This window comes from Barnesiella sp. An22 (assembly GCF_002159975.1).
Taxonomy (GTDB): Bacteria; Bacteroidota; Bacteroidia; order Bacteroidales; family Barnesiellaceae; genus Barnesiella; species Barnesiella merdigallinarum.
This window is the reverse complement of sequence record NZ_NFJR01000003.1, coordinates 191620-216020: the sequence shown is the minus strand read 5'-3', so window position 1 is coordinate 216020 and position 24401 is coordinate 191620. Positions and strand designations below refer to the sequence as shown.

The 24401-nt window shown below is 57.7% G+C and carries 20 protein-coding genes; 9 read left to right on the top strand and 11 right to left on the bottom strand.

Going from position 1 to position 24401, the window contains the following annotated elements; translation table 11 throughout:
• The first annotated feature begins 68 nt into the window (after window positions 1-68).
• Complete coding sequence (gene trmD, locus B5F38_RS04940) at window positions 69-743, top strand: tRNA (guanosine(37)-N1)-methyltransferase TrmD (RefSeq protein ID WP_206422479.1); 675 nt, start codon at window positions 69-71, stop codon at window positions 741-743.
• On the opposite strand, the gene B5F38_RS04935 is transcribed toward trmD, so the two are convergent.
• The 3 genes from B5F38_RS04935 to gnd are packed head-to-tail and all read right to left on the bottom strand — an operon-like array spanning window position 735 to window position 4457.
• Window positions 735-1466, bottom strand: coding sequence for a 6-phosphogluconolactonase (locus B5F38_RS04935; protein WP_087408198.1), 732 nt, complete (start codon window positions 1464-1466; stop codon window positions 735-737). The genes trmD and B5F38_RS04935 overlap by 9 nt on opposite strands.
• Window positions 1463-2983, bottom strand: coding sequence for a glucose-6-phosphate dehydrogenase (gene zwf, locus B5F38_RS04930; protein WP_087408197.1), 1521 nt, complete (start codon window positions 2981-2983; stop codon window positions 1463-1465). Before zwf ends, B5F38_RS04935 begins: the two co-directional genes overlap by 4 nt.
• A 13-nt stretch (window positions 2984-2996) precedes the next feature.
• A complete protein-coding gene (gene gnd, locus B5F38_RS04925; protein WP_087408196.1) occupies window positions 2997-4457 on the bottom strand; it encodes a decarboxylating NADP(+)-dependent phosphogluconate dehydrogenase in 1461 nt (486 codons plus the stop codon).
• 251 nt (window positions 4458-4708) lie between these two features.
• Here gnd and B5F38_RS04920 point away from each other — a divergent pair, with 251 nt between their 5' ends.
• The gene (locus B5F38_RS04920) at window positions 4709-6214 is read left to right on the top strand and encodes a potassium/proton antiporter (RefSeq protein ID WP_087408195.1); all 1506 of its coding nucleotides are present in this window, start codon (window positions 4709-4711) and stop codon (window positions 6212-6214) included.
• A gap of 126 nt (window positions 6215-6340) precedes the next feature.
• Here B5F38_RS04920 and B5F38_RS04915 read toward each other — a convergent pair whose 3' ends face one another.
• Together B5F38_RS04915 and B5F38_RS04910 are read right to left on the bottom strand one after the other, a co-directional pair.
• Entirely contained in the window at window positions 6341-7783 is a 1443-nt protein-coding gene (locus tag B5F38_RS04915) for a SusD/RagB family nutrient-binding outer membrane lipoprotein (protein ID WP_087408194.1), read from the bottom strand.
• A gap of 20 nt (window positions 7784-7803) precedes the next feature.
• The gene (locus B5F38_RS04910; RefSeq protein WP_241147809.1) at window positions 7804-11016 is read right to left on the bottom strand and encodes a SusC/RagA family TonB-linked outer membrane protein; all 3213 of its coding nucleotides are present in this window, start codon (window positions 11014-11016) and stop codon (window positions 7804-7806) included.
• 211 nt (window positions 11017-11227) lie between these two features.
• Here B5F38_RS04910 and purH point away from each other — a divergent pair, with 211 nt between their 5' ends.
• The 6 genes from purH to rodA all read left to right on the top strand — a co-directional run bounded on the left by purH (window position 11228) and on the right by rodA (window position 18547).
• Window positions 11228-12751, top strand: a complete 1524-nt coding sequence (gene purH / locus B5F38_RS04905; RefSeq protein WP_087408192.1) for a bifunctional phosphoribosylaminoimidazolecarboxamide formyltransferase/IMP cyclohydrolase — start codon at window positions 11228-11230, stop codon at window positions 12749-12751.
• A gap of 28 nt (window positions 12752-12779) precedes the next feature.
• Window positions 12780-13799 carry a rod shape-determining protein gene (locus B5F38_RS04900; RefSeq protein WP_087408191.1) on the top strand — a complete coding sequence of 340 codons (1020 nt, stop codon included), beginning with the start codon at window positions 12780-12782 and terminating at the stop codon, window positions 13797-13799.
• A gap of 113 nt (window positions 13800-13912) precedes the next feature.
• Window positions 13913-14758 (top strand): rod shape-determining protein MreC, encoded by an 846-nt coding sequence (gene mreC / locus B5F38_RS04895; RefSeq protein WP_087408190.1) that lies wholly within the window; start codon window positions 13913-13915, stop codon window positions 14756-14758.
• Window positions 14751-15269, top strand: coding sequence for a rod shape-determining protein MreD (mreD, locus tag B5F38_RS04890; protein WP_087408189.1), 519 nt, complete (start codon window positions 14751-14753; stop codon window positions 15267-15269). The genes mreC and mreD overlap by 8 nt, the downstream gene beginning before the upstream one ends.
• Window positions 15253-17115, top strand: a complete 1863-nt coding sequence (gene mrdA, locus B5F38_RS04885) for a penicillin-binding protein 2 (protein WP_087408188.1) — start codon at window positions 15253-15255, stop codon at window positions 17113-17115. Before mreD ends, mrdA begins: the two co-directional genes overlap by 17 nt.
• Window positions 17096-18547 carry a rod shape-determining protein RodA gene (gene rodA / locus B5F38_RS04880; RefSeq protein ID WP_087408187.1) on the top strand — a complete coding sequence of 484 codons (1452 nt, stop codon included), beginning with the start codon at window positions 17096-17098 and terminating at the stop codon, window positions 18545-18547. Before mrdA ends, rodA begins: the two co-directional genes overlap by 20 nt.
• 513 nt (window positions 18548-19060) lie before the next feature.
• Here the strand turns inward: rodA and B5F38_RS04875 are convergent.
• The 6 genes from B5F38_RS04875 to B5F38_RS04850 form a co-directional block, all read right to left on the bottom strand.
• Entirely contained in the window at window positions 19061-20260 is a 1200-nt protein-coding gene (locus tag B5F38_RS04875) for a PDZ domain-containing protein (protein WP_087408186.1), read from the bottom strand.
• Between the two features lie 120 nt (window positions 20261-20380).
• Window positions 20381-20845: an energy transducer TonB gene (locus tag B5F38_RS04870; protein WP_087408185.1), complete on the bottom strand. Its 465-nt coding sequence runs from the start codon at window positions 20843-20845 to the stop codon at window positions 20381-20383.
• 34 nt (window positions 20846-20879) lie between these two features.
• Window positions 20880-22145, bottom strand: a complete 1266-nt coding sequence (locus tag B5F38_RS04865; protein ID WP_087408184.1) for a M56 family metallopeptidase — start codon at window positions 22143-22145, stop codon at window positions 20880-20882.
• Between the two features lie 21 nt (window positions 22146-22166).
• Window positions 22167-22529: a BlaI/MecI/CopY family transcriptional regulator gene (locus tag B5F38_RS04860; RefSeq protein ID WP_087408183.1), complete on the bottom strand. Its 363-nt coding sequence runs from the start codon at window positions 22527-22529 to the stop codon at window positions 22167-22169.
• A 315-nt stretch (window positions 22530-22844) separates the two neighbouring features.
• A complete protein-coding gene (locus B5F38_RS04855) occupies window positions 22845-23195 on the bottom strand; it encodes a hypothetical protein (RefSeq protein WP_087408182.1) in 351 nt (116 codons plus the stop codon).
• Between the two features lie 11 nt (window positions 23196-23206).
• Window positions 23207-23527, bottom strand: a complete 321-nt coding sequence (locus tag B5F38_RS04850) for a septum formation initiator family protein (protein ID WP_087408181.1) — start codon at window positions 23525-23527, stop codon at window positions 23207-23209.
• 289 nt (window positions 23528-23816) lie between these two features.
• On the opposite strand from B5F38_RS04850, the gene B5F38_RS04845 reads away from it, so the two are divergent.
• Window positions 23817-24368: a DUF4251 domain-containing protein gene (locus tag B5F38_RS04845; protein ID WP_087408180.1), complete on the top strand. Its 552-nt coding sequence runs from the start codon at window positions 23817-23819 to the stop codon at window positions 24366-24368.
• Window positions 24369-24401: the final 33 nt, after the last annotated feature.

Genomic DNA, 24401 nt, shown 5'->3' with positions numbered 1-24401 from the left:
ATTGCCCTTCCCGAGTTTGCGAAACCGGGGGAAAAGGCTACCTTTGCAGACAAATTGTGAGTGTTATGATGCGCATCGATATTATCACCGTATTGCCCGAGTTGTTGCAGAGCCCGTTGAACTACTCCATTCTGAAGCGGGCGCAAGATAAGAAACTGGTCGAGATTGTGGTCCACAACCTGCGGGACTATTCGCTCGACAAGCACCGCAAGGTCGACGACTATCCCTTTGGGGGCGAGGCCGGTATGGTGATGCAGATTGAGCCGGTGGACCGGGCCATCACCCAGTTGAAGAGCGAACGGGAGTACGACGAGGTGATTTTCACCACCCCCGACGGCGAACAGTTCGACCAGCCCATGGCCAACAGCCTTTCGATGGCGGGCAACCTCATTATTCTGTGCGGCCACTACAAGGGCATCGACTACCGCATACGCGAGCACTTCATCACCAAAGAGGTGTCGATAGGCGACTATGTGCTCACCGGCGGCGAGTTGGCGGCGGCCATCATGTGCGATGCCATCGTGCGGCTTATCCCCGGAGCCATCGGCGACGAGCAGTCGGCCCTCTCCGATTCGTTTCAGGACAACCTGCTGGCCCCGCCGGTCTATACGCGCCCGGCCGAGTACAAGGGGTGGCGTGTGCCCGATGTGCTGCTCTCGGGGCATCAGCGCAAAATCGATGAGTGGAAACACGAACAGTCGCTCGAGCGCACGCGTCGTCTGCGCCCCGACCTGTTAAAGTGACAGTTCCCGGCTGTGTAGTTCAATCTCGGTGAAGATAGTAGCCCGCGACGTGTGCGAGAGTATGTAGGTGGCGGGTGTCACCGTGGGTTCCTGGCGGGTAACCAGCCGGTGCAGCAGCTCTTTTTTCCGTTCCCCAACCAATGCAATGAGTATTTCGCGGGAGGCGAGTATCACCTCGCCGGTCTGCGTCACCCGGTATTGCCCGGTGACGGGTTGTTGCGATACGGCATAGAGGTCGTCCGAGCGCAGCAGGTCGGTGTCGTTGCCGAATATCGAGGCCACGTGTTCGTCTTCGCCGATGCCCAGCAGGGTGCAGTCGAACCGTGGTACCCCCTCGTGGTCGGGCAGAAGCCCGGCAATGAGGCGGGCATATCGTTCGGCCTCCCGGGCGGGAGGCTCCTCGCCCCGGATGCGGTGGATGTGTTCGGGCGGTATTCCTGTGGGGATGAAGAAGAGGTGGTTGGCCCAATAGAAATTGCTCACCTCGCTGTCGGGCGACACACACCGCTCGTCTACCCAAAAGAAGTGCACGTTTTTCCAGCGCACGGGGTCGTTGTAGCGGCTGCGCCACAACGCAAAGAGCTGCTGTGCCGTCTCGCCGCCCGAGAGGGCCAGGTAGAAGGGTTTGCGGGTGCGGGCCGCTACCGAGACGAGCAGAGCTTCGGTGAGGGCGATGAGCGATTTGGCGGCATCGGGGTAGAATTGTACGGGGGTCGAGTTCATGGGCGACGGGTATTACAAAGGGTACAGGCATTTTCTTCGAGCAGACAGGGATCGGGCAGGATGCGGTCGACCACCTCGCGGGGTATTTTGCAGCCGGCGGGGTAGGTGATGAGGCCTTCGTCTCCGTCGCGCTCCCAGCTCTCGAGCAGCGGAGCCAGGAAGTGCCAGCTCAGCTCCAGGGCATCGCTGCGCGAGTAGAGCAGCGAGTCGCCCCGCATGGCGTCGAGCAGCAGCCGTTCGTAGGCGCCGGGCAGGCGGGTCTCGATAAGCGACGAGTAGAAGAAGTCCATGCTCACCTGGCTCACCTCGAAGTTGGTGCCGGGTTGCTTCAGCCCGAACCGCAGGCGGATGCTCTCGTCGGGTTGCAGGGTGATGACCAGTTGGTTGCACGAGTTGCCGCAGCACTGCCCCGGGAAGAAGGTGCGGGGCGTGTTGCGGAAGTGGATGACCACCTCCGACCGCTTCTCGGCCAGCCGTTTGCCGGTGTAGATGTAGATGGGCACGTCGGCCCAGCGCCAGTTGTCGATGTAGAGCTTGAGGGCTGCGAAGGTCTCGGTGGTCGATTGCGGGTCGACACGGGGTTCGTCGCGGTAGGCGGGTACCTTTTGACCGTCGACGGTGCCGGTCGCATATTGCCCCCGCAGGGTGTGGCGGGCGATGTCGTCGGGCGAGAGCGGCCGCAGCGAACGGAACACCTTGGCTATTTCGTCGCGAATGGCCTCGGGCTCGAAGGTAGCGGGCGGCTCCATGGCGATGAAGGCCATGATTTGCAGCAGATGGCTCTGCACCATGTCGCGCAGGGCCCCGGCCGAATCGTAGTAGAGACCGCGTTGCTCTACCCCCAGCGTCTCGGTAGCCGTGATTTCGATGTGGTCGATGTAGTTGCGGTTCCACAGCGGTTCCCAAATGCTGTTGGCAAAGCGCAGCACCAGAATGTTCTGCACCGTCTCCTTTCCCAGAAAGTGGTCGATGCGGTAGATTTCGCGCTCGGGGAAGATGGCGCAGAGCAGCCGGTCGAGCGCGCGGGCCTCGGCCTCGTTGCTGCCGTAGGGCTTCTCGATGATGATGCGTCGCCACCCCTCGACCGACCGGTTTTGGTGCCGGGCCTCGATGGAGGAGGCGATTGTCGGATACATCACCGGCGGTGTGGCCAGATAGAAAAGCAGGTTGTCGTCGATGCCGGCGGCGTTGCGCAGTTGCTCAATCTCCCGGAACAGCGCTTCGTAGGCTTCGCCCCGGGTGGTGTCGCACACGATGTAGTAGACGCTGCGCAGGAAATCGGTCAGGTGCGGGTTGTCGATGGCATAGGTGGTGCGGTTTTGAATCATCGAGTCGAGGAGCGACTGGCGGAACTCCTCGGTATTCTGCCGGGTGCGGGCCACCCCCACGATGAGGAATTTCGCGGGGAGGAGTTTTCGCTCGAAAAGCTCGAAGAGGGCGGGGATGAGTTTGCGGTGAGTCAGGTCGCCCGAGGCGCCGAAAATCACCAGAATCTGACTGTCGGGTATTTTGTTCATAGCGGTTGTTTCGTTAATCGGGTTGGGTAGATTGGGGCGTGTGGGTCGGCTCGCGGCGGAGCCAGTCGGTGTGGAAAAGTACCCCCTCGGGGGCATCGACCCGTTCGTAGAGATGGGCCCCGAAGTAGTCGCGCTGGGCCTGTATGAGGTTGGCGGGCGACTTGGCACACCGCCAGCCGTCGAAGGCCGTAAGTGCTGCCGTCAGAGCCGGCAGGGCTACTCCGGCCGAGAGTGCCGCCCCCACCACTCGGCGCCAGGAGGGGAGGCAGAGGCTTATCTTCTCGCGGAAGTAGGGGTTGAAGAGCAGCGGTTCGTAGTGGCCGGCCTGCCGGTATACGGTGGCAATCTCGCGGAGAAAACGCGATTGGATGATGCACCCCTTGCGCCAGATGGTGGCCAGGGTCGAGAGGTTGAGGTGCCAGTCGTACTGCACGGAGGTCTGGTAGAGCAGGTCGAACCCCTGGGCATAGGCCATGATTTTGGCGGCGTAGAGGGCATGGTGCAGGTCGTCGACATCGAGGTCGAGGAGGGGAGACGGGTCGATGTCGGGGTAGAGCCTGTGTGCCCGGGTGCGCTCTTGCGCCCGGTCGGAGAGGAAGCGGGCAAAGACCGACTGGGTGGTGACGGAGAGCGGGGTGGCACTGTCGAGGGCCGCCTCGACGCTCCATTTGCCGGTGCCTTTCTGGCGGGCCCGGTCGGCAATGCGGTCTATCAGATAGCCGCCGTCTTCCTCCCGATAGCGCAGGATGGGGGCGGTAATGCCGATGAGGTAGCTCTCCAGCACCCCTCTGTTCCACGCTTCGAAGGTGTCGGCCATCGCCTCGTGGTCGTTTTTCAGTTTGATGCGCAGCAGCGAGTAGGTCTCGGCGATGAGTTGCATGTCGCCGTATTCGATGCCGTTGTGTACCGTCTTGACAAAGTGTCCCGAGCCGTCGGGGCCTGTCCAGGCACAGCAGGGGGTACCGTCGTCGAGTCGGGCAGCGATAGCCTGCAACAGCGGCAGCACCTCGCCGGCCACCGCTTCGTCGCCGCCCGGCATGATCGAGGGGCCGTGCAAGGCTCCCTCTTCGCCACCCGAGATGCCGCATCCTACCAGGTAGATACCCTTCTCGCGCAGCGTCTGTTGCCGACGTCGGGTGTCGCGATAGTCGGAGTTGCCGCCGTCGATGACGATGTCGCCCCGCGACAGCAGCGGGAGCAGGGCGGCGAGGGTCTCGTCGACCGGTTCGCCGGCCCGAATCATCAACAGAATTTTGCGCGGCCTCTCGAGCGACTCCACCAGCTCGGCCAGCGAATAGGTGGGGTAAAACCGTTTCGCCTCGCCCTGGCTGGCCAGAAAGCGGTCGACGACCTGCGGCGTGTGGGGGTGCAGCCGGTTGTAGAGCGACACCCGGTAGCCTTTCGACTCGAGGTTGATGGCCAGGTTCTCGCCCATGACGGCCAGTCCCACGAGACCTATATCCGATTTTTTCATATTTGACGTGTGGTTAAAATGATTGTCTATTAAACACTTCTCAAAATCTTTTGTTCAAGGAGAAAAGGGGCGCTTTTATCTCCCCGCCGGAGGGTGTGGTGTTGTAGGTCTCGCGCTTTTTATTTATCTTTGTACCACGAAGAGAGGATGCGGCTCGGCATAGTCAAAGTAAAAACTGCGATTCCCTTTGCTCTTGCTCTCGACTTTCACTATCATTTATCTTTGTTCCGTTTTTTCGAAAAGAGAGTTTTATGGTTATCAGTCCCGAAAATGTTTTGTTGGTAGGAGCCGTTTTGTTGTTCCTGAGTGTGCTTGTAGGTAAAACCGGTGCCCGGTTCGGAGTGCCTGCCCTGTTGCTGTTTCTGGGGGTGGGCATGTTGGCCGGCTCCGACGGGTTCGGCATCCACTTCGACAGTGCGCCGGCGGCCCAGTTTATCGGTACGGTGGCCCTGTGTATCATCCTGTTTTCGGGCGGTATGGATACCTCGTATCGCGAGATAAAACCGGTACTGGCCCCGGGTGTGACGCTGGCCACGCTGGGGGTGCTGATGACGACGGTCATCACGGGACTTTTCATCTATTCGCTCTCCGATTTCCTGCCCGGCGATTTTCAGCTGGGGCTGCTCGAGTCGATGTTGCTGGCGGCCGTGATGTCGTCGACCGACTCGGCTTCGGTCTTTTCGATTCTGCGGTCGAAGGGCATTTCGCTGAAAGAGCGGTTGCGTCCCACGCTCGAGTTGGAGAGCGGCAGTAACGACCCCATGGCCTATATGCTCACCCTGCTGCTTATCCAGATTATCGAAATCGGTACGGTCGACTGGGGCGATGCCATCCTGCTGCTGGTGCTGCAACTGGTCGTAGGGGCGGCATTGGGTTTCGCGCTGGGGTATGCCATCGTGTGGGTGATCAACCGCATCGACGTGCCCAACGAGTCGCTCTATCCCGTGTTGCTGCTGGCCTGTGTCTTCTTTGTCTTTGCCTTTACCAACCTGTTGCAGGGCAACGGTTATCTGGCTGTCTATATCGCCGGGTTGGTGGTGGGCAACCGCAAGTTGGTGCACAAGCGTAGTCTCACCACCTTTTTCGACGGTTTTACCTGGCTGTTCCAGATTGTGATGTTCCTCACGCTGGGGTTGCTGGTCAACCCCTCGGAGCTGCCCGCCGTGGCCGGTGTGAGTCTGCTGGTCGCCCTCTTTATGATAGTGGTTTCGCGTCCGCTCTCGGTCTTTGTGAGTCTGCTGCCTTTCCGCAAGTTCACGACCCGGGCCCGCGTCTATGTGTCGTGGGTGGGATTGCGGGGAGCCGTGCCCATCATCTTTGCCACCTATCCGCTCATGTCGGCCGAGATACCCAATGCCCGCATGATTTTCAACGTGGTCTTTTTCGTGACTATCGTCTCGCTGCTGGTGCAGGGCACCACCGTGAGTGCCATGGCCCGTTGGCTGGGACTGATTGGCAAGAGCGAGGAGAAGGAGATTTTCAACGTGGCGCTGCCCGATGAAATCAAGTCGGCCATGAGTGAGATAGAGCTGACCGAGGAGACGTTGGCGGGCGGCAACAAGCTGCTGAACCTCTCGCTGCCCGACAATACGCTGGTGGTGATGGTGAAGCGGGGCACGCAATATTTCGTACCTAAAGGGCATACTCAGCTCGAGCCGGGCGACCGGCTGCTGGTCATCTCGGACAACGACGAGGAGCTGCGCCGCAGCTACGAGAGCCTGGGCATCAGCCGCTATACCATGCGCAAGAACCGATAAATGCCGCGGCTTGTCTCGAGGATAACCGCGATAGGATAAACGACCGGCTCCGCCCCGGGGAGATTCCCCCGGAAGCGGAGCCGGCTGCTTTTGAAAGGTTGACAATGACAGACTTTGTTCGATTCGCTATCGGCTGCCTCCGGCCCACCACACCGGTTCGGTGGTGACGTAGTCGCCGTTGCCGTAGGCCTGGGCCACATGGTCGTTGCTCACCACGTCGCTGTTGCCGTAGGGGAGCCGCAGCGGGAAGGGCAGGGGATTGGCGAGCGGCAGGAGGTCACCCTCGCCCATGGCCAGGAGGCGCCGGTAGTCGTGGTAGGTCTCCAGCACCTCGCCCTCGTAGCAGGCCAGATACTTCTGGTTGATGATTTCGCCGAGGGGGTCGGCCTCGAAGCGGGGCAGGACGACGTTCTGGAAATAGTCGTCGGCCTCACTGGCCGAGAGACCCACCTGGGCAAAGGCGGCCACCACGGCGTTGTAGAGCGAGCCGATGGCATCGCCGGTCTGGCCCAGTCGGGTTTGCGCCTCGGCCTTGACAAACTGCAATTCGTGGTAGCTGAGCAGCAGGGTGGGGCGTGTAGGCGAGAGCAGACCCGATATGCCGTAGTAGCCCTGCCGTTGCTCGGGTGCGCCGTTGGGGGCGAACACCAGTTGGCCGGTACCGGGATAGGCTTTGAAGAAGAGGCTTTCGCGCGGGTCGTTCCGCTCGACGAGCTTCTGGTGCAGGCTCTCGCTGGCCCCGAAGTAGCGGCGGTTCAGGTAGAAGGCATAGAAGGGGTTGATCGACGAGCTGCCGTCGTAGGGGTAGGCCAGTTGTTCGTCGGATGAGACAAAGGAGCTGTCGGCATAGTCGATTACCTGGTCGTAGCGCGGTTCGCGGAAGGAGAGGCGGAGGGCATAGCGGGCCTTCAGACCGTAGGCCGCCTTGATCCAGAGTTCGGCCTGTCGGTCGGCATCGAGCGTGCCGTAGATGAGGTCTTGCGCTCCTACCGGAGTGAGGGTAGCCAGGTCCTCTTTCCGCAGGTTGTCGATAGCCTCGTTGAGCAGGTCGAAGACATCCTGGTAGATGGACTCCTGACTGTCGAGCTTCGGTTGGTAAACGGCACCGGGTTGCAGGGCTTCGCTCCAGGGAATATCGCCCATGAGGTCGGTGAGGGTAGCCAGGTTCAGCGCCGTGAGCACCTGAGCCATACCCAGCAGATGGTTCGAGCCTGCCTCGGCACCGCCGGCTGCGCAGCGTTCGCGGATAATCCTGAGGGCGAGCAGGTTGCGGTAGGTGGCATTCCAGGCGTTGTTGAAGGTAGCGGCCGAGTAGACCTCGGCGAGACGCATCTCGGCGTTGTACATCTGGTTGAAGATGCCCGCCTGCTGTTCCATGTAAACAGCCGTATAGAAGGCGAAGTCGCCCGAAACGACACTGACGGCCGAAGCCGTTTCGGCATCGGTGAGGAGGTAGCGGGCCGGCACCTCTTCGGGGTCGTTTTCGTTGCGGTTGAGGCGGTCCATCACGTCGTCGGTACAGGCGGTGAGCAGGCTGGCGGCGCAGAAGATATAGATGAGCTTTTTCATATCCATGTCGTGTTTGAAGGTTAGAAAGTTACAGTGAGTCCCCCTCCGTAGCTCGAGGTCTGGGGCAGGGAGAATCGCTCGAAGGTACCGCTCATGTTGTTGTTGCCCTGCGACGACTCGGGGTCGAGGTTGGGCATCTTGGCCCACAGCAGCACGTTGCGGGCAAAGGCAAAGAGCGAGATGTCGAATATTCCGACGCGGGGGAACTGGTATTTGACGGTGAGGTCGCGCAGTTTGAAGAACGAAGCGTCGTAGATGTACGACTCGTCGATGTTTCCCAGCACGTCGGCATAGAGGGTCTCGTAGGCTCCGGCATCGTCGGCTCCGCCCCGCACGATGTCGTTGGGGGTGCCGTCGGCCTTATAGCCGGGATAGACGAAGGGGGTGGTGCGGTCTTCGGTCTTCTTGCTGATGCCGTAGAGGTCCATCAGGCCGTTGGTGCCCGAATACATGTCGCCGCCGTGCCGCCATGAGAAGGTGGCCGAGAGCGAAAGCCGCTTGTAGCGGAACGAGGTGTTGATGCCCATCGTGAAATCGGGGGCGCACTGCCCGATGACCTGCGGGTTGCCCGAAGCCATGGGCATGCCGTAGGTAGCGCTGTTGGGGTCTTCGTCGACCAGGATGCGGCCCTGGCTGTCGCGCTTGAAGGCGGTACCGTAGATGACCGGGTAGTAGTCGCCCACACCGGCCCGGACCTGCGGCGTGACGAAGCCGCCGAGGAAGATGTTGGTCACACCAGGAGCCAGCTCGTCGACCCGGTTGCGGATGACGGTGAAGTTGACTCCCAGGTCCCAGGTGATGTCGGCCGTGGAGTAAATCTCGCCGTTCAGCTCTATCTCGTGGGCGTCGGTGTGTATCTTACCGCCGTTGGTCACGTATTGGGCGGCGCCGGTCGAACCGGCCAGCGGCACGGGGAATATCTGGTTCTTGATGTTCTGCCGCGAGAAGGTGTAGCTGGCGGCAAGCCGGTTGTGGAAGAGCCGCAGGTCGAATCCCGCTTCGAACGAGTTGGTGTTCTGTGGCGTCAGGTCGGGGTCGTACAGCTCGGCATAAGGCACATAAGCGGTAATGCCGTTGAGGGGGTAGAGTATGGGCGGATTGCTCCAGAAGCCGCCGGTATAGCTGGGGGTGACGTAGTAGTTGTTGTAGTAGCGGCCTGCCTGCCCTACCTGGGCAAACGAGCCCCGCACCTTGGCAAAGGTGAGGACGGGGTTTCCCCGCAGAGGTTCCAGTTCGGTGAGCACATAGGCTACCGACACCGAGGGGTAGAAGAAGGCGCGGTGGCCGCGGGGCATGGTCGACACCACATCTTCACGGCCGGTGACGTTGAGGTAGGCCTGGTCGCGCCACGAGAGGGTGGCGTTGCCGAAGAATCCCACCGTGCGGGCCCGCAGTACCGAGGTCGATGCGCTCTGTATCGCGGTGTTCTGTATCGTGGGGTTGCCGCCGAAGTTGAAGCTCTGGCCGTAGTCTTCGTAAAAGGCTTTGTTTTCCTGGTTGATTTCGTTGCCCACCATGGCCGTGAGGTGCCAGTCGTCGGTGATGTTCATCTCGTAGTTGACGGTAAAGAGCGAGTTGAAGATGACGTTGGTCACGCCGTTCGACTCGATGCTGCCGGCCTGCCCCTGTGAACCGTATTCGTAGATGTTTTTGTAGCACGAGGTGTAGGCGTCGATACCGATTTGCCAGCGGGTCGAGAGTTTTTTGTCGCTGCTCCAGTCAATCCGGGGGGTATACTCGACAAAGGTGTTGCCGAAGAAGCGGTGCGTGTTCTCGTTGAACGAGTTGTGCCGCGTGGCCCAGTAGGGGTTGTTGAAGGTGAGCGAGCGGTAGTTGATTTGGGTATAGGGGTCTTCGGGCAGCGCGTAGGGAATGCCCCGCAGGTTGTAGCTGGGCGGTGCGCCGTAGACGGCACCCAGCACGCCGCTGTTGGCGGTGGGGGCCTTGTCGATGTTGTTGCGCACGAAGTTGGCCGAGAAGCCGGTCTTCCACTCTTCGCTAAGGTTGACCTCGGCCATGCCCCGCACCGAGTAGCGGGTGAGGCCGGTCGAGGGAATCACGCCGTCCTGTTGGGCGGTGCCGATACCGAACGAGTAGTTACCCTTCTCGAACCGCTGGCTGATGTTGAGCGAGGTGTTGAAGGTGACCCCCGTGCGGAAGAAGTCGCCGATGTTGTCGTAGACGTCGGGGGCTACCCAGGGATTTTCGCCCGCCTGGGCCAGCTGGGGCACATAGTAGAGGCCTTGGGTCCCCGAGGTGTCGTAGTTGTTCAAGGCCGTGGCCACGTTGCCGCCATAGGTGGGGTCGTCGGGCAGAGCATCGATGCGGGGGCCCCAGCTCATCGACGAGGTGGGGTCGAACCGTTGGGCCTGCTGCGAGTCGCTGTAATAGCCCTGGGCCCACTGCTTCTGCACCTGCGGGCGGCGCGACAGCGTCTCGGCACTGAGGTTGGTGGTGAAGGTGACGTGAGGTCGCCCGATCGAGAGCCCGCGCCCGCTCTTGGTGGTGATGACCACCACACCGTTCGAGGCCCGGATGCCGTAGAGGGCGGCCGCCGCCTGCCCCTTGAGCACGTTGATGCTCTCGATGTCGTTGGGGTCGATGTCGATGGAGCGGTCGGCAATATCGGTGCCGCTCACGCTCTGGCCGGTCGAGAAGTCGGGGGTCGACTGGATGGGCATTCCGTCGACCACATAGAGCGGGGTGTTGTTGCCGGTAAAGGAGCGGGCTCCCCGGATGACCACTTGCGACGAGGCCCCCGGCATACCGCTCGAGGGTACAATCTCCACGCCCGACAGTTTGCCCTGCATGGCGTCGGAGAGGCCGGTGGTACCCGCCTTGTTCAGTTCGTTGCCTTTCAGGTCCTGGGCGGCATAGCCCAGCCCCTTGCGGTCGCGCTTCATACCCAGGGCGGTGACTACCACCTCGTCGATTTTGTGGTCGGCATTCTCGAGTACGATCTCCATGCGGTCGGCAATGGGAACCTGCCGGGTAGCCATGCCCACGTACGAGACGGTCACCTCGCGGGCCGAGTCGGGAACCCGGAGGGTAAAGTTGCCGTCGAGGTCGGTACTGGTGCCTATCGAGGTACCCGGTACGAGTATGGTGGCCCCGATGATGGGTTCGTTGTCGTCGGCAAAGATAACCTGGCCGGTGATGGTACGCTCTTGTGCCCCGACGACGGAAACCGCACAGGCCAGCAGCGCCAGAAATAGACTTAGTTTTTTCATAATCGTTCTCTTTTTTCGGGTTAAAGAGTATGTTTTTTTGAGAAAGGATAACGAGCGCGCCTCCCCTTTTGTTCGATATTCGTAGGCGATAACCTTGTTAAAAGAGAGTCCTATAAAAAGATTTGGCTCTTGATGAAAAACTTTCGCCGATTATGCAAGGCAAAACCTATATATTTTTGTATTTTTGTGGCAAATTTATATGGTGTAATGCTTTATGCTTGAAAATAAGAAAATTAAAACAGCTCTTGTCTCGGTTTTTCATAAAGATGGCTTAGACGAAATTTTGAAACTCTTACATGCCGAAGGAGTAGAATTTATCTCGACCGGCGGCACGCAGTCGTTTATCGAATCGCTGGGAATCCCTTGCGGTGCAGTCGAGGACCTGACCGGTTATCCCTCTATTCTGGGCGGCCGGGTAAAGACCCTTCACCCCAAAGTGTTCGGCGGAATCCTCAACCGTCGGGAGAATGAAACCGACCAACAGCAAATCGCTCAATACGAAATACCTTCGATCGATCTGGTAATCGTCGACCTCTATCCGTTTGAAGAGACGGTAGCTTCGGGTGCCGACGAGAGCGCCATCATCGAGAAGATAGATATAGGCGGTATCTCGCTCATCCGGGCCGCTGCCAAGAATTACAAGGATGTAGTCATCGTGGCTTCGAAAGCCCAATATGCCCCGCTGCTCTCGCTGCTGAAAGAGAAGGGTGCCAACACCTCGCTCGAAGACCGCCGCTGGTTTGCCAAAGAGGCATTCGCTGTGTCGTCGGGCTACGACAGCGCCATCTTCAACTACTTCGACGGTGGCGAAGGCTCGGCCTTCCGCTATGCCGGCAACCACGCCAAGGTGCTGCGCTACGGCGAGAATCCCCACCAGAAGGGTGTATTCTATGGCAACTTCGACGAGATGTTCGAGCAACTCCACGGCAAGGAGATTTCGTACAACAACCTGCTCGACATCGATGCAGCCGTTTCGCTGATTTCGGAATTTGACGAGACCACCTTCGCTATTCTGAAACACAACAACGCCTGCGGTCTGGCCTCGCGCGACACGCTGCTCGAGGCTTGGAAAGATGCCCTGGCCGGCGACCCCGTATCGGCTTTCGGCGGTGTGCTCATCACCAACCGTCCGGTCGACAAGGCTACGGCCGAGGAGATGCACAAAATCTTCTTCGAGGTGTGCATCGCTCCGGCTTACGACCCCGAGGCCCTCGCCATTCTGGAGCAGAAGAAAAACCGCATCGTGCTCGTGCAGAAACCCTTCCAGGCTCCTGCCCGTCAGTTCCGCTCGCTGCTCAACGGCGTGCTGGTACAAGACCGCGACCTCTATCGCGAGAACCCCGAGGAGCTGCGCCAGGTAACCGACAAGTCGGTAACTCCTGCCGAAGTCGAAGACTTGCTGTTTGCCAACAAGATTGTAAAACATAGCAAATCGAACGCCATCGTACTGGCCAAGAACCGTCAGCTCTGCGCCAGCGGTATCGGTCAGACCTCGCGTGTCGACGCCCTGCGTCAGGCCATCGAGAAGGCCCGTTCGTTCCACTTCGATTTGCAGGGAGCCGTGATGGCATCCGATGCCTTCTTCCCCTTTGCCGACTGTGTGGAGATAGCCCACGAGGCCGGGGTAAATGCCGTGATACAACCGGGCGGTTCGATTCGCGACAACGAGTCGGTCGACTATTGCAACAAGAACGGCATGGCTATGGTGATGACCGGCATACGGCACTTCAAACACTAATATTAAACATTAAAAAAGAATAGTCAATATGGGATTGTTTTCTTTCACGCAGGAGATAGCCATCGACTTGGGTACGGCCAATACGGTGATTATCCACAACGACAAGATTGTGGTCGATGAGCCGTCGGTGGTTGCGTTGGACAAGCGTACCGACAAGCTGCTGGCAGTCGGGGAAAAAGCTCGTTTGATGTATGAAAAGACTCATGAGAACATACGCACGATACGCCCCTTGCGCGACGGTGTGATTGCCGACTTCTACGCTGCCGAGCAGATGATTCGCGGCATGGTGAAGATGGTAAGCTCGAAGAGCCACTGGTTTTCGCCCTCGCTGCGTATGGTGATAGGTATCCCTTCGGGTAGTACCGAAGTCGAGATTCGTGCCGTGCGCGACTCGTCGGAGCATGCCGGCGGCCGCGACGTCTACATGATTTACGAGCCTATGGCTGCCGCCATCGGTATCGGTCTCGACGTGTTGGCTCCCGAGGGCAACATGATTGTAGATATAGGTGGCGGTACGACCGAAATCGCCGTGATTTCGCTGGGCGGTATCGTGTCGAACAACTCGATACGGGTAGCCGGCGACGACCTGACGAGCGATATTCAGGAGTACATGGGTCGCCAGCACAATGTGAAGGTGGGCGAGCGTACGGCCGAGATGATCAAGATCAACGTCGGTTCGGCTCTGACCGAGCTCGACAATCCCCCCGAAGATTACGTGGTGCACGGTCCCAACCGCATGACGGCCCTGCCGATGGAGGTACCCGTTTCGTATCAGGAGATTGCCCACTGTATCGAAAAGTCGATTTCGAAAATCGAGGCTGCCGTACTCAACGCCCTCGAGCATACCCCCCCCGAACTCTATGCCGACATCGTGCGCAACGGTATCTGGCTGGCCGGTGGCGGTGCCCTGCTGAGAGGCTTGGACAAACGGTTGACCGACAAGATAGGTATCCCCTTCCGCATTGCCGACGATCCCCTGCATGCTGTGGCCAAAGGCACGGGCGTGGCTTTGAAGAACATAGACCAGTTCTCGTTCCTCATCCGATAAGAGCGGACGACGAGAGGGCCGGGGTGTCCCGGCCGGGAATGACAGTATAGAGACGAGTTACAGAGGCCGAAAAAGCCTTTGTAACTCGTTGTTGGTAGACAAACGAGGAAACAATGCGCAATTTGATCGATTTTTTGTGGCGACATAGCTCATGGATTGTTTTTGCATTCTATGTGGTGCTCAGTTGCGTCTTGTTGTTCGGGCGCAATCCCTATCAGCGCAGTGTCTACTTCTCGTCGGCCAACCGGGTGGCGGTGGTGGTCTACGACTTGCAGTCGGAGGTCACCTCGTATCTGGGCTTGCGCCAGGCCAACCGCGACCTGCAGCTGCGCAACGGTGAGCTCGAGATGGAGGTGGTCAACCTGAAGGAGCAGCTCAACAGCTACCGGGCTGCAGCGGGCAAGGATACGATTCCGGCCGACTCGGTGCTGCACGACTACGATTTCGTGGTGGCTCGCGTGGTGAACAACAGCGTGGCCCAGACCAACAACTACATCACCATAGACAAAGGGCGTGCCGAAGGCATAGAGCCCGAGATGGGGGTGGTCGACCAGAACGGTGTGGTGGGCATCATCAACGTGGTGGGCGAGCATCATGCCGTGGCTATCTCGGTGCTGAATCCCAAGTTGCGCCTCAGTTGCAAGGTGAAGGGGAGCGACTACTTCGGGTCGCTGGTGTGGGACGCTGTGAGTCCCCGCTATGCCGTGCTCGAGGAGATGCCCCGTCATGTCGAGTTCGCCCCGGGCGACACGATTGTGACCAGCGGCTACTCGTCGGTATTCCCCGAAGGGTTGATGATTGGAGTCATCAGCGACTACAAGAAGCAGCGCGACGACAACTTCTACGCGCTGCGGGTGAAATTGAGTACCGATTTCAGCTGTTTGGGATATGTGCGCATCATCTCGAACCGCATGAAAGAGGAGCAAGACCAACTGGAAAAGGAGGCCCGCTATGAGTAACTGGCTGCGATACCTGTTTCTGTTTATCGTCATGGTGCTGTTGCAGGTGACGATTGGCAACGACATACATCTGTTCGGGGTAGCCATACCCTTCTTTTACATCTACTTTATTTTGCGGCTGCCCTTGTCGCTCTCGATTAACTGGACCCTCACGCTGGCTTTTGTGCTGGGTCTCACAATCGACATCTTCAGCAACACGCCGGGTATGAATGCCCTCGCGTGTGTGGTGATGGCGGCTTTGCGCAAGCCGGTGTTGAACCTCTATACGCCGCGAGGCGAAGATTATGCCGAGGCGATTCCGTCGATTCGCAGCTTCGGCATGTCGCTCTATGTGCGGTATCTCCTCACGCTTTCGCTCTGTTTCTGCGTGGTGCTGTTTCTGGTCGAGTCGTTGAGCCTGCTCAACGTCGGGCGGCTCATCCTTCGGGTCGTAGCCAGTACCGCACTGACGTTTCTGGTGGTTTTGGGAATGGACAGTTTAACGAAGACCGGACGTGAGAAAAGATTATAAGCTGGCCAAACGCAAATATGTAATCGGGGGCATCGTGCTGGCGGTAGCCTGTATCTACATCGTGCGCCTCTTTTCGTTGCAGGTACTCAACGACGATTACAAGCAGTATGCCGACGGCAATGCCTTCTTGAAAAAGACCCAATATCCCTCGCGAGGCCTCATCTACGACCGCACCGGCAAGCTGCTGGTGTTCAACCAGCCGGCCTACGACGTGATGATGATTGTGCGCGAGGTGCGTCCCTTCGATACGCTCGACTTCTGCCGCACGTTGGGTATCACCCGCGAGCAGTTCGACAAGCGCATGGAGGACATGAAGAACCCGCGGCTCAATCCCGGATACTCCTCCTATACGCCCCAGACTTTCATGACACAGCTCTCGGCCCAGGATTATGGCCGCCTGCAGGAGAAGCTCTACCGATTCCCCGGCTTCTTCATCCAGAACCGCATGCTGCGCCAGTATGCTTACCCCGTGGCGGCCAATGTGCTGGGCAATATCCGCGAGGTGTCGCCCCGCGACATCGAGCGCGACGACTACTACAAGCGGGGCGACTACACGGGCGACCTGGGTATCGAGCGGTCGTACGAGCAGGTGCTGCGCGGCGAGAAGGGGGTGGAGATTCTCTTGCGCGATGCCCACGGCCGCATCAAGGGACGGTATGAGGATGGCCGCTACGACGTGGCCCCCGTATCGGGTAAGAACCTGAAGCTCTCGATCGACATCGAGCTGCAGGCCTATGGCGAGAAGCTGATGCAGAACAAGATAGGTGCCATCGTGGCCATCGAGCCCTCGACGGGCGAGGTGCTGGCCATGGTCTCGAGCCCCACCTACGACCCCTCGATGCTGGTGGGGCGCGAACGGGGCAAGAACTACCTGAAGCTGAATCGCGACAAATACAAACCGCTCTACGACCGGGCGCTGATGGCCGCCTATCCGCCGGGCTCGACCTTCAAACCCACACAGGGGCTCATCTTCCTCAACGAGGGTATCATCACCGAGAACACGCTCTATCCCTGCTACCACGGTTTCGTGGCGGGACGGTTGAAGGTGGGATGCCACGGGCACGCTTCGCCTCTGGCGTTGAGGCCGGCCCTGCAAACCTCGTGCAACGCCTTTTTCTGCTACGGGTTGCGCTCGATGATCGACAACCGCACCAAGTACAAGTCGGCCGCCGAGGCCTTCAACATCTGGAAGGATTATCTGGTCTCGATGGGCTACGGCTACCGGCTGGGCATAGACCTGCCGGGCGAGAGTCGCGGCTTTATTCCGAACAGCAACTACTACAACAACATATACGGCGAGAACCGCTGGAGCGCCCTCACCATCATCTCGGTGGCCATCGGGCAGGGCGAGGTGCTGGCCACCCCGTTGCAGATTGCCAATCTGGCGGCCACCATCGCCAACCGGGGCCATTACTACACGCCCCACCTCATTCGCGAGATACAGGACTCGACCATCAGTGCCGAGTATACCACCCCCAAGCACACGATGGTCGACGCGCACTACTACGACTATGTGGTCGAGGGTATGCGCATGGCGGTGACCGGCGGTACCTGCCGCATCGGGGCCATTCCCGGAGTCGAGGTGTGCGGCAAGACGGGTACGGCTCAGAACCCTCATGGCAAAGACCACTCGGCCTTCATGGGGTTTGCTCCCATGAACAACCCCAAGATTGCGATTGCCGTGTATGTCGAGAATGCCGGCTTCGGGGCCACCTACGGCGTGCCTATCGGGAGCCTGATGATGGAGATGTATCTGAACCGGGAGATTGCCCCGGAGCGGAAATATCTCGAAGAACGTATGTTACAGTCCAATACGATTATTTATAGTGGAGTCAAGAAGCACTAACATATGGCGTTCGATCGACTGGATGACGGTGATTCTCTACCTCATCCTCATCTTTTGCGGCTGGGTGAGTATCTATGCCGCCAGCTACGACTTCGACAATGCCAGTATTTTCGATTTTGCCGAGCGGTCGGGCAAGCAGCTCATGTGGATAGGGCTCTCGCTCATGCTGGCCTTTATGATTCTGATGGTCGACTTCAGGGTCTATGAAGCCTATGCCTACCTCTTTTACGGCATTCTGATACTGCTGTTGATTGCCACCATATTTCTGGCCCCCGACATCAAGGGGTCGCACTCGTGGCTGGTGCTGGGGCCGGTGAGTTTGCAGCCGGCCGAGTTTGCCAAGTTTGCCACGGCGCTCGCCCTGGCCAAGTCGTTCGGGACCTACGGCTTTTCGCTGAAGAACCGGCGCGACCTCATCCAGGCCATCTGCATCATCGTGCTGCCTATTGTCCTGATTATTGCCCAGAAGGAGACCGGGTCGGCTCTGGTCTTTGCTTCGCTCATCTTTGTGCTTTATCGCGAGGGTCTGTCGGGGCTCTTCCTCTTCTACGGGCTGTGTGCCATCGTTTACTTTGTGGTGGCGGTCAAGTATTCGGGCCTCATGTGGGGGAGTGTGGCGGCCGGCGAGGTGCTGGTGTTTATCCTCATCTTCCTGGTGGTGGCCGGTATGCTGTTGCTCTATCAGAAGAACGGACGGGCTGCCCGGTATCTGCTGTGGGGCTATCTGGCCGTAGGGCTGGTGTGCGGTGTGCTGCTCTACTTCGACGTGCCGGTCAATCTGCTCTATGTGTGCATAGGGGCTACGGTGGCTACGACGGTGTATCTGCTGGTGCTTTACTTCTCGACCCGCTCGTTGCGCGTGCTCACCATACTGGCTACGGCGCTCGTGTCGGTGGTTTTCCTCTTCTCGGTCGACTATGCCTTCAACGAGGTACTGGAGCCTCACCAGCAAAAGCGTATCAAGGTGGCACTGGGTATGGAGGAGGACCTGCGGGGTGCCGGCTATAACGTGAACCAGTCGAAGATTGCCATCGGGTCGGGCGGCTTCTGGGGGAAGGGTTTCCTCAACGGAACACAGACCAAGCTGAAGTATGTGCCCGAGCAGGATACCGACTTTATCTTCTGTACCATCGGCGAAGAGGAGGGATTCTGGGGAGCTGTGGGGGTGATTCTGCTCTTTGTGACCCTTATCTTCCGCCTCATTGCTATCGGTGAGCGACAGCACTCGGCCTTTGGTCGGGTCTACGCCTATTGTGTGGTGTCGATACTCTTTTTCCACCTGGCGGTGAATGTGGGTATGGTCATCGGGTTGTGCCCGGTGATAGGGATACCTTTGCCCTTCTTCAGCTATGGCGGCTCGTCGTTGTGGGGATTTACCATTCTGCTCTTTGTGCTGTTGCGTATCGATGCGTCGCGCACCGAGCGCCATTAGTCCTGTCGGTTCCCGGTCATGCCCTTTTTGCCGGGCGTTGGTTGTGAGTCGCAATAGTTTCTGTACAGAATTTTTTTTGAGAGTGGGGATGGCCCATTCTATCGGAGTTGTACCGTATTTTTGAGCTTCAAAAATAGGAGATTGAGAATGTTAATTTTTAACCCCTCTTATGCACTTTTTAGAAATTAGTTTTATATTTGTAAGGTGAAGTTTGCATTATAGAGCTGATAAAATAGTTTAGGTAATTGGGAAAGGGGACAAAAAATCCTACGAAGATAGGATGATGGCGTTTGCAGCTTCTCGAGAGTTTTGGTTGCACAGATGCAGTTCGGGAGTATAGAGGAGTTCCCCGTTTTATGCCATCGAATAGAGGGAAACCGATCGGCTCGCCTCGAGCAGTGTAAACGATAAAAACCGGCAGGCAGGATTGCTTGCCGGTTTTTGTTTTCAGTCGTTTTGTGTTGCTGTTGAGTAGCTTTTTGTATTGTCTTTGATTGGGGGCTCTTTGCGGGGTCAGATAATCTGGTCGTGAATGAAGAGTCGGTAGGTGACGGTTTTTCCGTCGGCCTTTCGTACCGTATACCGGGTTTCTCCTTTGAGTCCCAAACCGTTTCGTTGCTCCTCCCAGGTTATCTCTTTCACCGGCCGACCGTTTATGGCTATGATGGTGTCGCCTATTTCGATGCCGGCCCGCTCGGCGATGCCGCCTTGATAGAGGCCGTTGACAATCCAGCCGTCACCGATGTCGGTGCGGTCGACGGTAGCCATGTGCGAGAGCGACGACCGGGAGTAGGTGCCTTCGTTTTGGTTGCGTTTTACCCAAACCGAGGCGTGGAGCGGGTCTATCACTATATCGTAGAGCGACCAGATTTCGTTGCCGATGATACCCACATAGGGGCGGTTGGACGATAAGGCCCCTTTCTGGTTGAGTGAGCAGTCGATGACCAGATTGTCGAGCGTATCGGCCAAGCAGAAGCGGGAGGCTCTTAGCGTGATGTCTTCGGAACCGCCACCCACGCCGCCGGCTTGTGTGCGGAAATAGGCTTTGGGTACCTGGTCGAGGTGAAGTGCCGAGGAGCTCTCGTTGGTGAGCGAGACGGTGGAACCACTGCCCAAATCCATACGGAACCAGCCTTCTACCACGTTTGCCGAGTCGATTTGCAGGCGTGCCTTCACGTCGATGCGGTTCTCTTCGAATCGGGTTTCGAGCTTGTGGTAGCCGGCAAGCGAGTCGGGCGGGAGGGGCTCGGCCAAAGGCGCGATGTAGCTCTCGCTGAAGTTTATCATCAAAGGAGCCTGCAACAGGTGGGTGTTGCCCAGCAGACCGTCGATGTATCGCCCCAGAATATCGCGTAACCCGATGATGGGGGTTATCTTGTTCTGGTAGTCCAGTTTGCCGCACCTGATTTTAATCGGGTCGATGAAGATGTCGACCCGCTGCGGGTCGCTGTTGCCGGCACCGCCCATGCGGGCCGTACCTTTGCGTCCGAAGGCTTCTTGCAGGTGGTTCAGCTCCAGAAAATCCTTATCGAGATAGAGGAAGTCGGCCCCGGTATCGTAGATAATCGTGACCGGTACGGTATCGTTCAGCGTGGCCTGCAGATAGAGGTGACTGTCGAAGATAAAGGGTATGGCTCCGTCGGGTCGTGCGGCATGACTTTTGGGGAGACACAGAGCCCCCAAAAGGAAGATGAAGCAACTTGTTTTTCTCATAGTGGAAACGAATTGGGGTGTGGTTCGAAATCGGGTATGGCATGGTCGGGGTACGGTTGGTTGGGACCAGTCCCCGAGCCATACTTGGTTTTTGCGATGAATCGGTTTTTAGCGGTTGGCTTATGACAGCTTGAAGCTGACGGGCAACGTGTAGCGCACGTTCACCGGCTGGCCGTTCTGCATGCCCGGTTTCCAGGCAGGGAGGGCACGCACCACGTCGATAGCGGCCTGGTCGAGAAGCTTGTCGATGCTGCGAACGACTTGAATATTACCCACTTTCCCCGTTTTGTCGACCACGAATTGCACAACCACACGCCCCTCGATTTGGCCGTCGATGGCGTGTTGGGGATACTCGAGATTTTCGCTGATAAACTTGAAGAGGGCTTGTGTGCCGCCGGGAAACTCGGGCATCACTTCGGCAACTTCATATACCGAGTCGGTGGGCGTTGGGGCCGGAGCGGCCGTTTCGGTGGCGGTGTCGGATGCGTCGGGAGCGGCCGTTTCGGTTTGTTGAGGGTTGGCATTACAGCCGGCCAACAGGAGGCTTACGGAAGCCAGGGCAGCGAATAACAGTTCTTTTTTCATTGCAGTAAAATTTTATTTAAGGTATACAAATTGGTCAGGATAGTTTGAAGACAATCGGTAAGGTATATCGCACATTCACCTGCTTGCCGTTCTGCATGCCCGGTTTCCAGGCAGGGAGGGCACGCACTACGTCGATGGCGGCCCGGTCGAGTGCCGGGTCGATGCTTCGTTTGACTTGAATATTGTTCACTTTCCCCCTTTTGTCGACCACGAACTGGAGGATTACGCGACCTTCGGTCTGGTTGTCGATAGCCTCCTGGGGATACTTGAGATTGTCCCGGATAAACTCGAAGAGGGCCTGGGGCCCACCGGGAAATTCGGGCATCACCTCGGCTACCTCGAATACGGGTTCTTGCTCGGGTACCTCGCGGAGTGTGGCCGTTTGGGGCAGGGTTTCGGTGGTCGTGGCTGGCGAGTTGGCTGCCTTGTGGTCAGCCGATTGTCGGCAACTCTGGCTCCCGACGACGAGCAGGAGGCAGAGCGGCAGCACGAGGAGGTAGCGATACCGCGACCGTGTCGAGGAGGCCCGGCGGTTGATCATGGCGATACGCTCTTTCAGAAACGAATGGTCGAAAGGTATGGCCGAGGCATGCGGTCGGTTGTCAAGGGCCAGGTCGAGCAGCAGGTATTGGTAGGCGCGCTTCTCGGGCTCGTCGGCCAGTACGGCGCGGTCGGCCAAGTATTCGAGGTTGAGCCGTATCTCTTTCAGCAGCAGCCAGGCCAGCGGATTCATCCAGCAGAGTGCGGCTACCACCTCGCCCAGCAGAATGTCGAGAGTGTGCATTTGTCGGATGTGCGCCTGCTCGTGTTTGAGAATGGTGGCCCGGGCATCGGGGGTATCGGCCATCGAGGCCGGCAGGAATATCCAGTGGAAGAACGAGCAGGGTTGTATCGGCTCGGGGCAGACGACAATGCGCCAGGCTCCCTCGCGGTATAACCGGCCCCGCCGGCGCAGCCCCACGATGGAGAGCAGCCGTATGACCATACGCAGCCCCAGCAGCAGGGCTATGCCGCCATAGAGCCAGGCTCCCAGTCGATAGAGGTTGAAGCTGGCCGGGGTTTGGGCCGCAGCGGCCGGCGCTATCGACAGTTCGGGCAGTGTGAATTGCAGCGTATGAGGCATGGCGTCGGCCACGGAGGGGAGGCGATAGAGCGGGTAGGTGAGGGCAAACAGCAGGATACCCAGCAGCAGCGCCCGCCTCGTGACCAGGTGGGTGTTGCGGGCCGAGAGAGCCTTGTAGGCTATGAAAAGCAGCGAGAGTGCAATGTGCACTTGCAGCAGGTAAATCAGGAAATCCATCGTGCCGTTTTTTTAGTGGGTTTACTCTTTTTCGTGTTCGATCATGGCGATGATCTGGCGCAGGTCCTCTTCAGAGAGTTTGTTCTCTTGGGCAAAGAAGGTGACCATCTCTTTGTAGGAGTTGGAAAAATAGCTCTTGACGATTCCCGAGAGGAACCGCTTTTTATAGTCGTCCTGACTGATGTGGGGCGTATAGAGATAGGTGTTGCCTATCTTCTCGCTTGCCAGGTAGCCTTTGCGCTCCAGGTTCTTCACGACCGAAGCCACGGTGGTGTAGGGCGGGCGCGGTTCGGGCAGTTCTTCCAGAAAGTCTTTGATGATGCCCCGTCCCTTTTTCCAGATGACGAGCATCACCTCTTCTTCTTGATGAGTCAGTTTCTCCATTGCTCTGTTTAATCTTAACTACGATTACTTCGCAAATCTACGAAAATTTCGTAGAATAACAAACAAAATAATGGATTTTTTATGGTGCTTATGTTTAATGAGTTGATTTCGTTTTGATTATATTCCTACTTGGGAATACCTCCGGGAAAGGGGATGCCGGATATATTGGGGCGAACGGATGGAGAAGATGGGGGCAACTGGAGAGCGTTCGGGCTGCGACGGTGTACCGCTGTCAGGTAGACAATATGGCACGAACCATCGTTCCGAGTCGCGAGAATCGGAAGGGGGGGAGCGTCTGTGACAGCGCGGTGAGTATCAGTCGTTGCCCTCTTTCTTGGCCACTCGGGGAATGAGAATAGCCGTATAGAGTTGCAGGGCGGCCCCCACGGTGAGCAGCATTACCCAGTCGGGATCGTTGCGAAACATGAAATAGGACGAGGCTACCAGGAAGAGCGACGAGAAGGTCTCGATGTGGAAAAGCCGTTTCAACCGAAAGTTCTTGCCCTTGTAGCGGAAGGTGAGTCGGCAGACGGCCATACCGGCGGCACCGCAGGCATAGAGGTAGGGGACCCACGGCAGTTTGATCATGAACAGAGGCAGAGCTGCCCCGATGATGACAGCGATGGAGGAAACCATAAAGAGCATGTCGCGCGTATGCTGTTTCATGTCGGTAGTATTTAGTGGGTTTGTTTTTTCGGTTCTATGATGTAGATATCTTCGCTGGGTTTACTCATATAATACTGTTCGCGGGCAATTTGTTCGACCTCGTTTTTATCGGTTTTCAACCGTTCGATTTGCCGGTTGTAGTAGTCGGTCGTATCGTTCTGTGCCGCAATCTGTTGCCGCAAGTCGTTGATTTGCAGGTCGTAACGTACCCGCTGGATGCAACTGTTTTCGTCGATAAAGAGAATGAAAATGACAAATACGACCAGAAACGCCTTCCCCAGAGAGAAGTGCTTGCGTACGAATTCGAATATTTTCTTTTTATCTATTTTCATCGAAGCGAAATGAGTATCACCCTATTTTCGGGTAAAAGTACGAAAAATTTTTGGTTCGACCAATCGGCTGGGCTATTCCTGTGAGAAAGAATATTTGGCAGGGTCGAGACCCACTCCTGAGGCATGATCTCGGCTTTCGAGTAAGCATATCTTATTTGAAATTAAAAATGTATAATTTACAGGCCTCTTATGCCTTGTTAATCAGTTGATAACCGTTATTATGGTATACATTTTGCTATCTATGAACCAAACGAAAACCCAGCTTGTCGGGGATTGAAAGGAGAGAACGATGAAAAGAATTGCATTTGTTTTGGCGATGTTTCTGCTGGTATGGGCAGGAAGCGCCGCAGCTCAAGAGCGGGAATTGACCAAGGAGGAGAAAAAGGCTCTGCAGGAGCGTATCGACAGTCTGCAACATGCCGATGCCGAGCGGGCCATTTACGAGAAGGCTTTCACGATGGAGGCCGACCAGGTGATTTTCAAGCACGGAGAGACGGCATTCGTGGCTTCGAATACCAACTTTGTTTCGATTGACGGGGACCGTGCCGTGGTACAGACGGCATTCAACATACCCGTCAGCGGCCTTAACGGCCTGGGCGGTGTGACCGTAGAGGGCAGTTTCTCGAACTACGACCTGCGGAAAGACAAGAAGGGGAACCTGTTCCTTTCGCTCAATGTCATGGGAACCGGTATCTCGGCCCGGGTGGATATTACGCTCTACAACGGCAGCAATCAGGCCATTGTCAACATTGTGCCCAATTTCCACTCCAACAACATTACCCTCAAGGGCATTATCCTGCCGCTCGACAAGAGCCGTGTGTTCAAGGGTTCTTCCCTGTGATGGCGACGGGTGGGGCTGAAGTTGCAGTTGCAG

Coding starts and splice junctions, on each gene's coding strand:
- B5F38_RS04860 (WP_087408183.1), bottom strand. CDS start 22,529: ATGGAGAAACTGACTCATCAAGAAGAAGAGGTGATGCTCGTCATCTGG.
- trmD (WP_206422479.1), top strand. CDS start 69: ATGCGCATCGATATTATCACCGTATTGCCCGAGTTGTTGCAGAGCCCG.
- B5F38_RS04900 (WP_087408191.1), top strand. CDS start 12,780: ATGGGATTGTTTTCTTTCACGCAGGAGATAGCCATCGACTTGGGTACG.
- zwf (WP_087408197.1), bottom strand. CDS start 2,983: ATGAACAAAATACCCGACAGTCAGATTCTGGTGATTTTCGGCGCCTCG.
- purH (WP_087408192.1), top strand. CDS start 11,228: ATGCTTGAAAATAAGAAAATTAAAACAGCTCTTGTCTCGGTTTTTCAT.
- mreD (WP_087408189.1), top strand. CDS start 14,751: ATGAGTAACTGGCTGCGATACCTGTTTCTGTTTATCGTCATGGTGCTG.
- mreC (WP_087408190.1), top strand. CDS start 13,913: ATGCGCAATTTGATCGATTTTTTGTGGCGACATAGCTCATGGATTGTT.
- B5F38_RS04865 (WP_087408184.1), bottom strand. CDS start 22,145: ATGGATTTCCTGATTTACCTGCTGCAAGTGCACATTGCACTCTCGCTG.
- B5F38_RS04935 (WP_087408198.1), bottom strand. CDS start 1,466: ATGAACTCGACCCCCGTACAATTCTACCCCGATGCCGCCAAATCGCTC.
- B5F38_RS04845 (WP_087408180.1), top strand. CDS start 23,817: ATGAAAAGAATTGCATTTGTTTTGGCGATGTTTCTGCTGGTATGGGCA.
- B5F38_RS04870 (WP_087408185.1), bottom strand. CDS start 20,845: ATGAAAAAAGAACTGTTATTCGCTGCCCTGGCTTCCGTAAGCCTCCTG.
- gnd (WP_087408196.1), bottom strand. CDS start 4,457: ATGAAAAAATCGGATATAGGTCTCGTGGGACTGGCCGTCATGGGCGAG.
- B5F38_RS04920 (WP_087408195.1), top strand. CDS start 4,709: ATGGTTATCAGTCCCGAAAATGTTTTGTTGGTAGGAGCCGTTTTGTTG.
- B5F38_RS04855 (WP_087408182.1), bottom strand. CDS start 23,195: ATGAAACAGCATACGCGCGACATGCTCTTTATGGTTTCCTCCATCGCT.
- B5F38_RS04875 (WP_087408186.1), bottom strand. CDS start 20,260: ATGAGAAAAACAAGTTGCTTCATCTTCCTTTTGGGGGCTCTGTGTCTC.
- B5F38_RS04915 (WP_087408194.1), bottom strand. CDS start 7,783: ATGAAAAAGCTCATCTATATCTTCTGCGCCGCCAGCCTGCTCACCGCC.
- B5F38_RS04850 (WP_087408181.1), bottom strand. CDS start 23,527: ATGAAAATAGATAAAAAGAAAATATTCGAATTCGTACGCAAGCACTTC.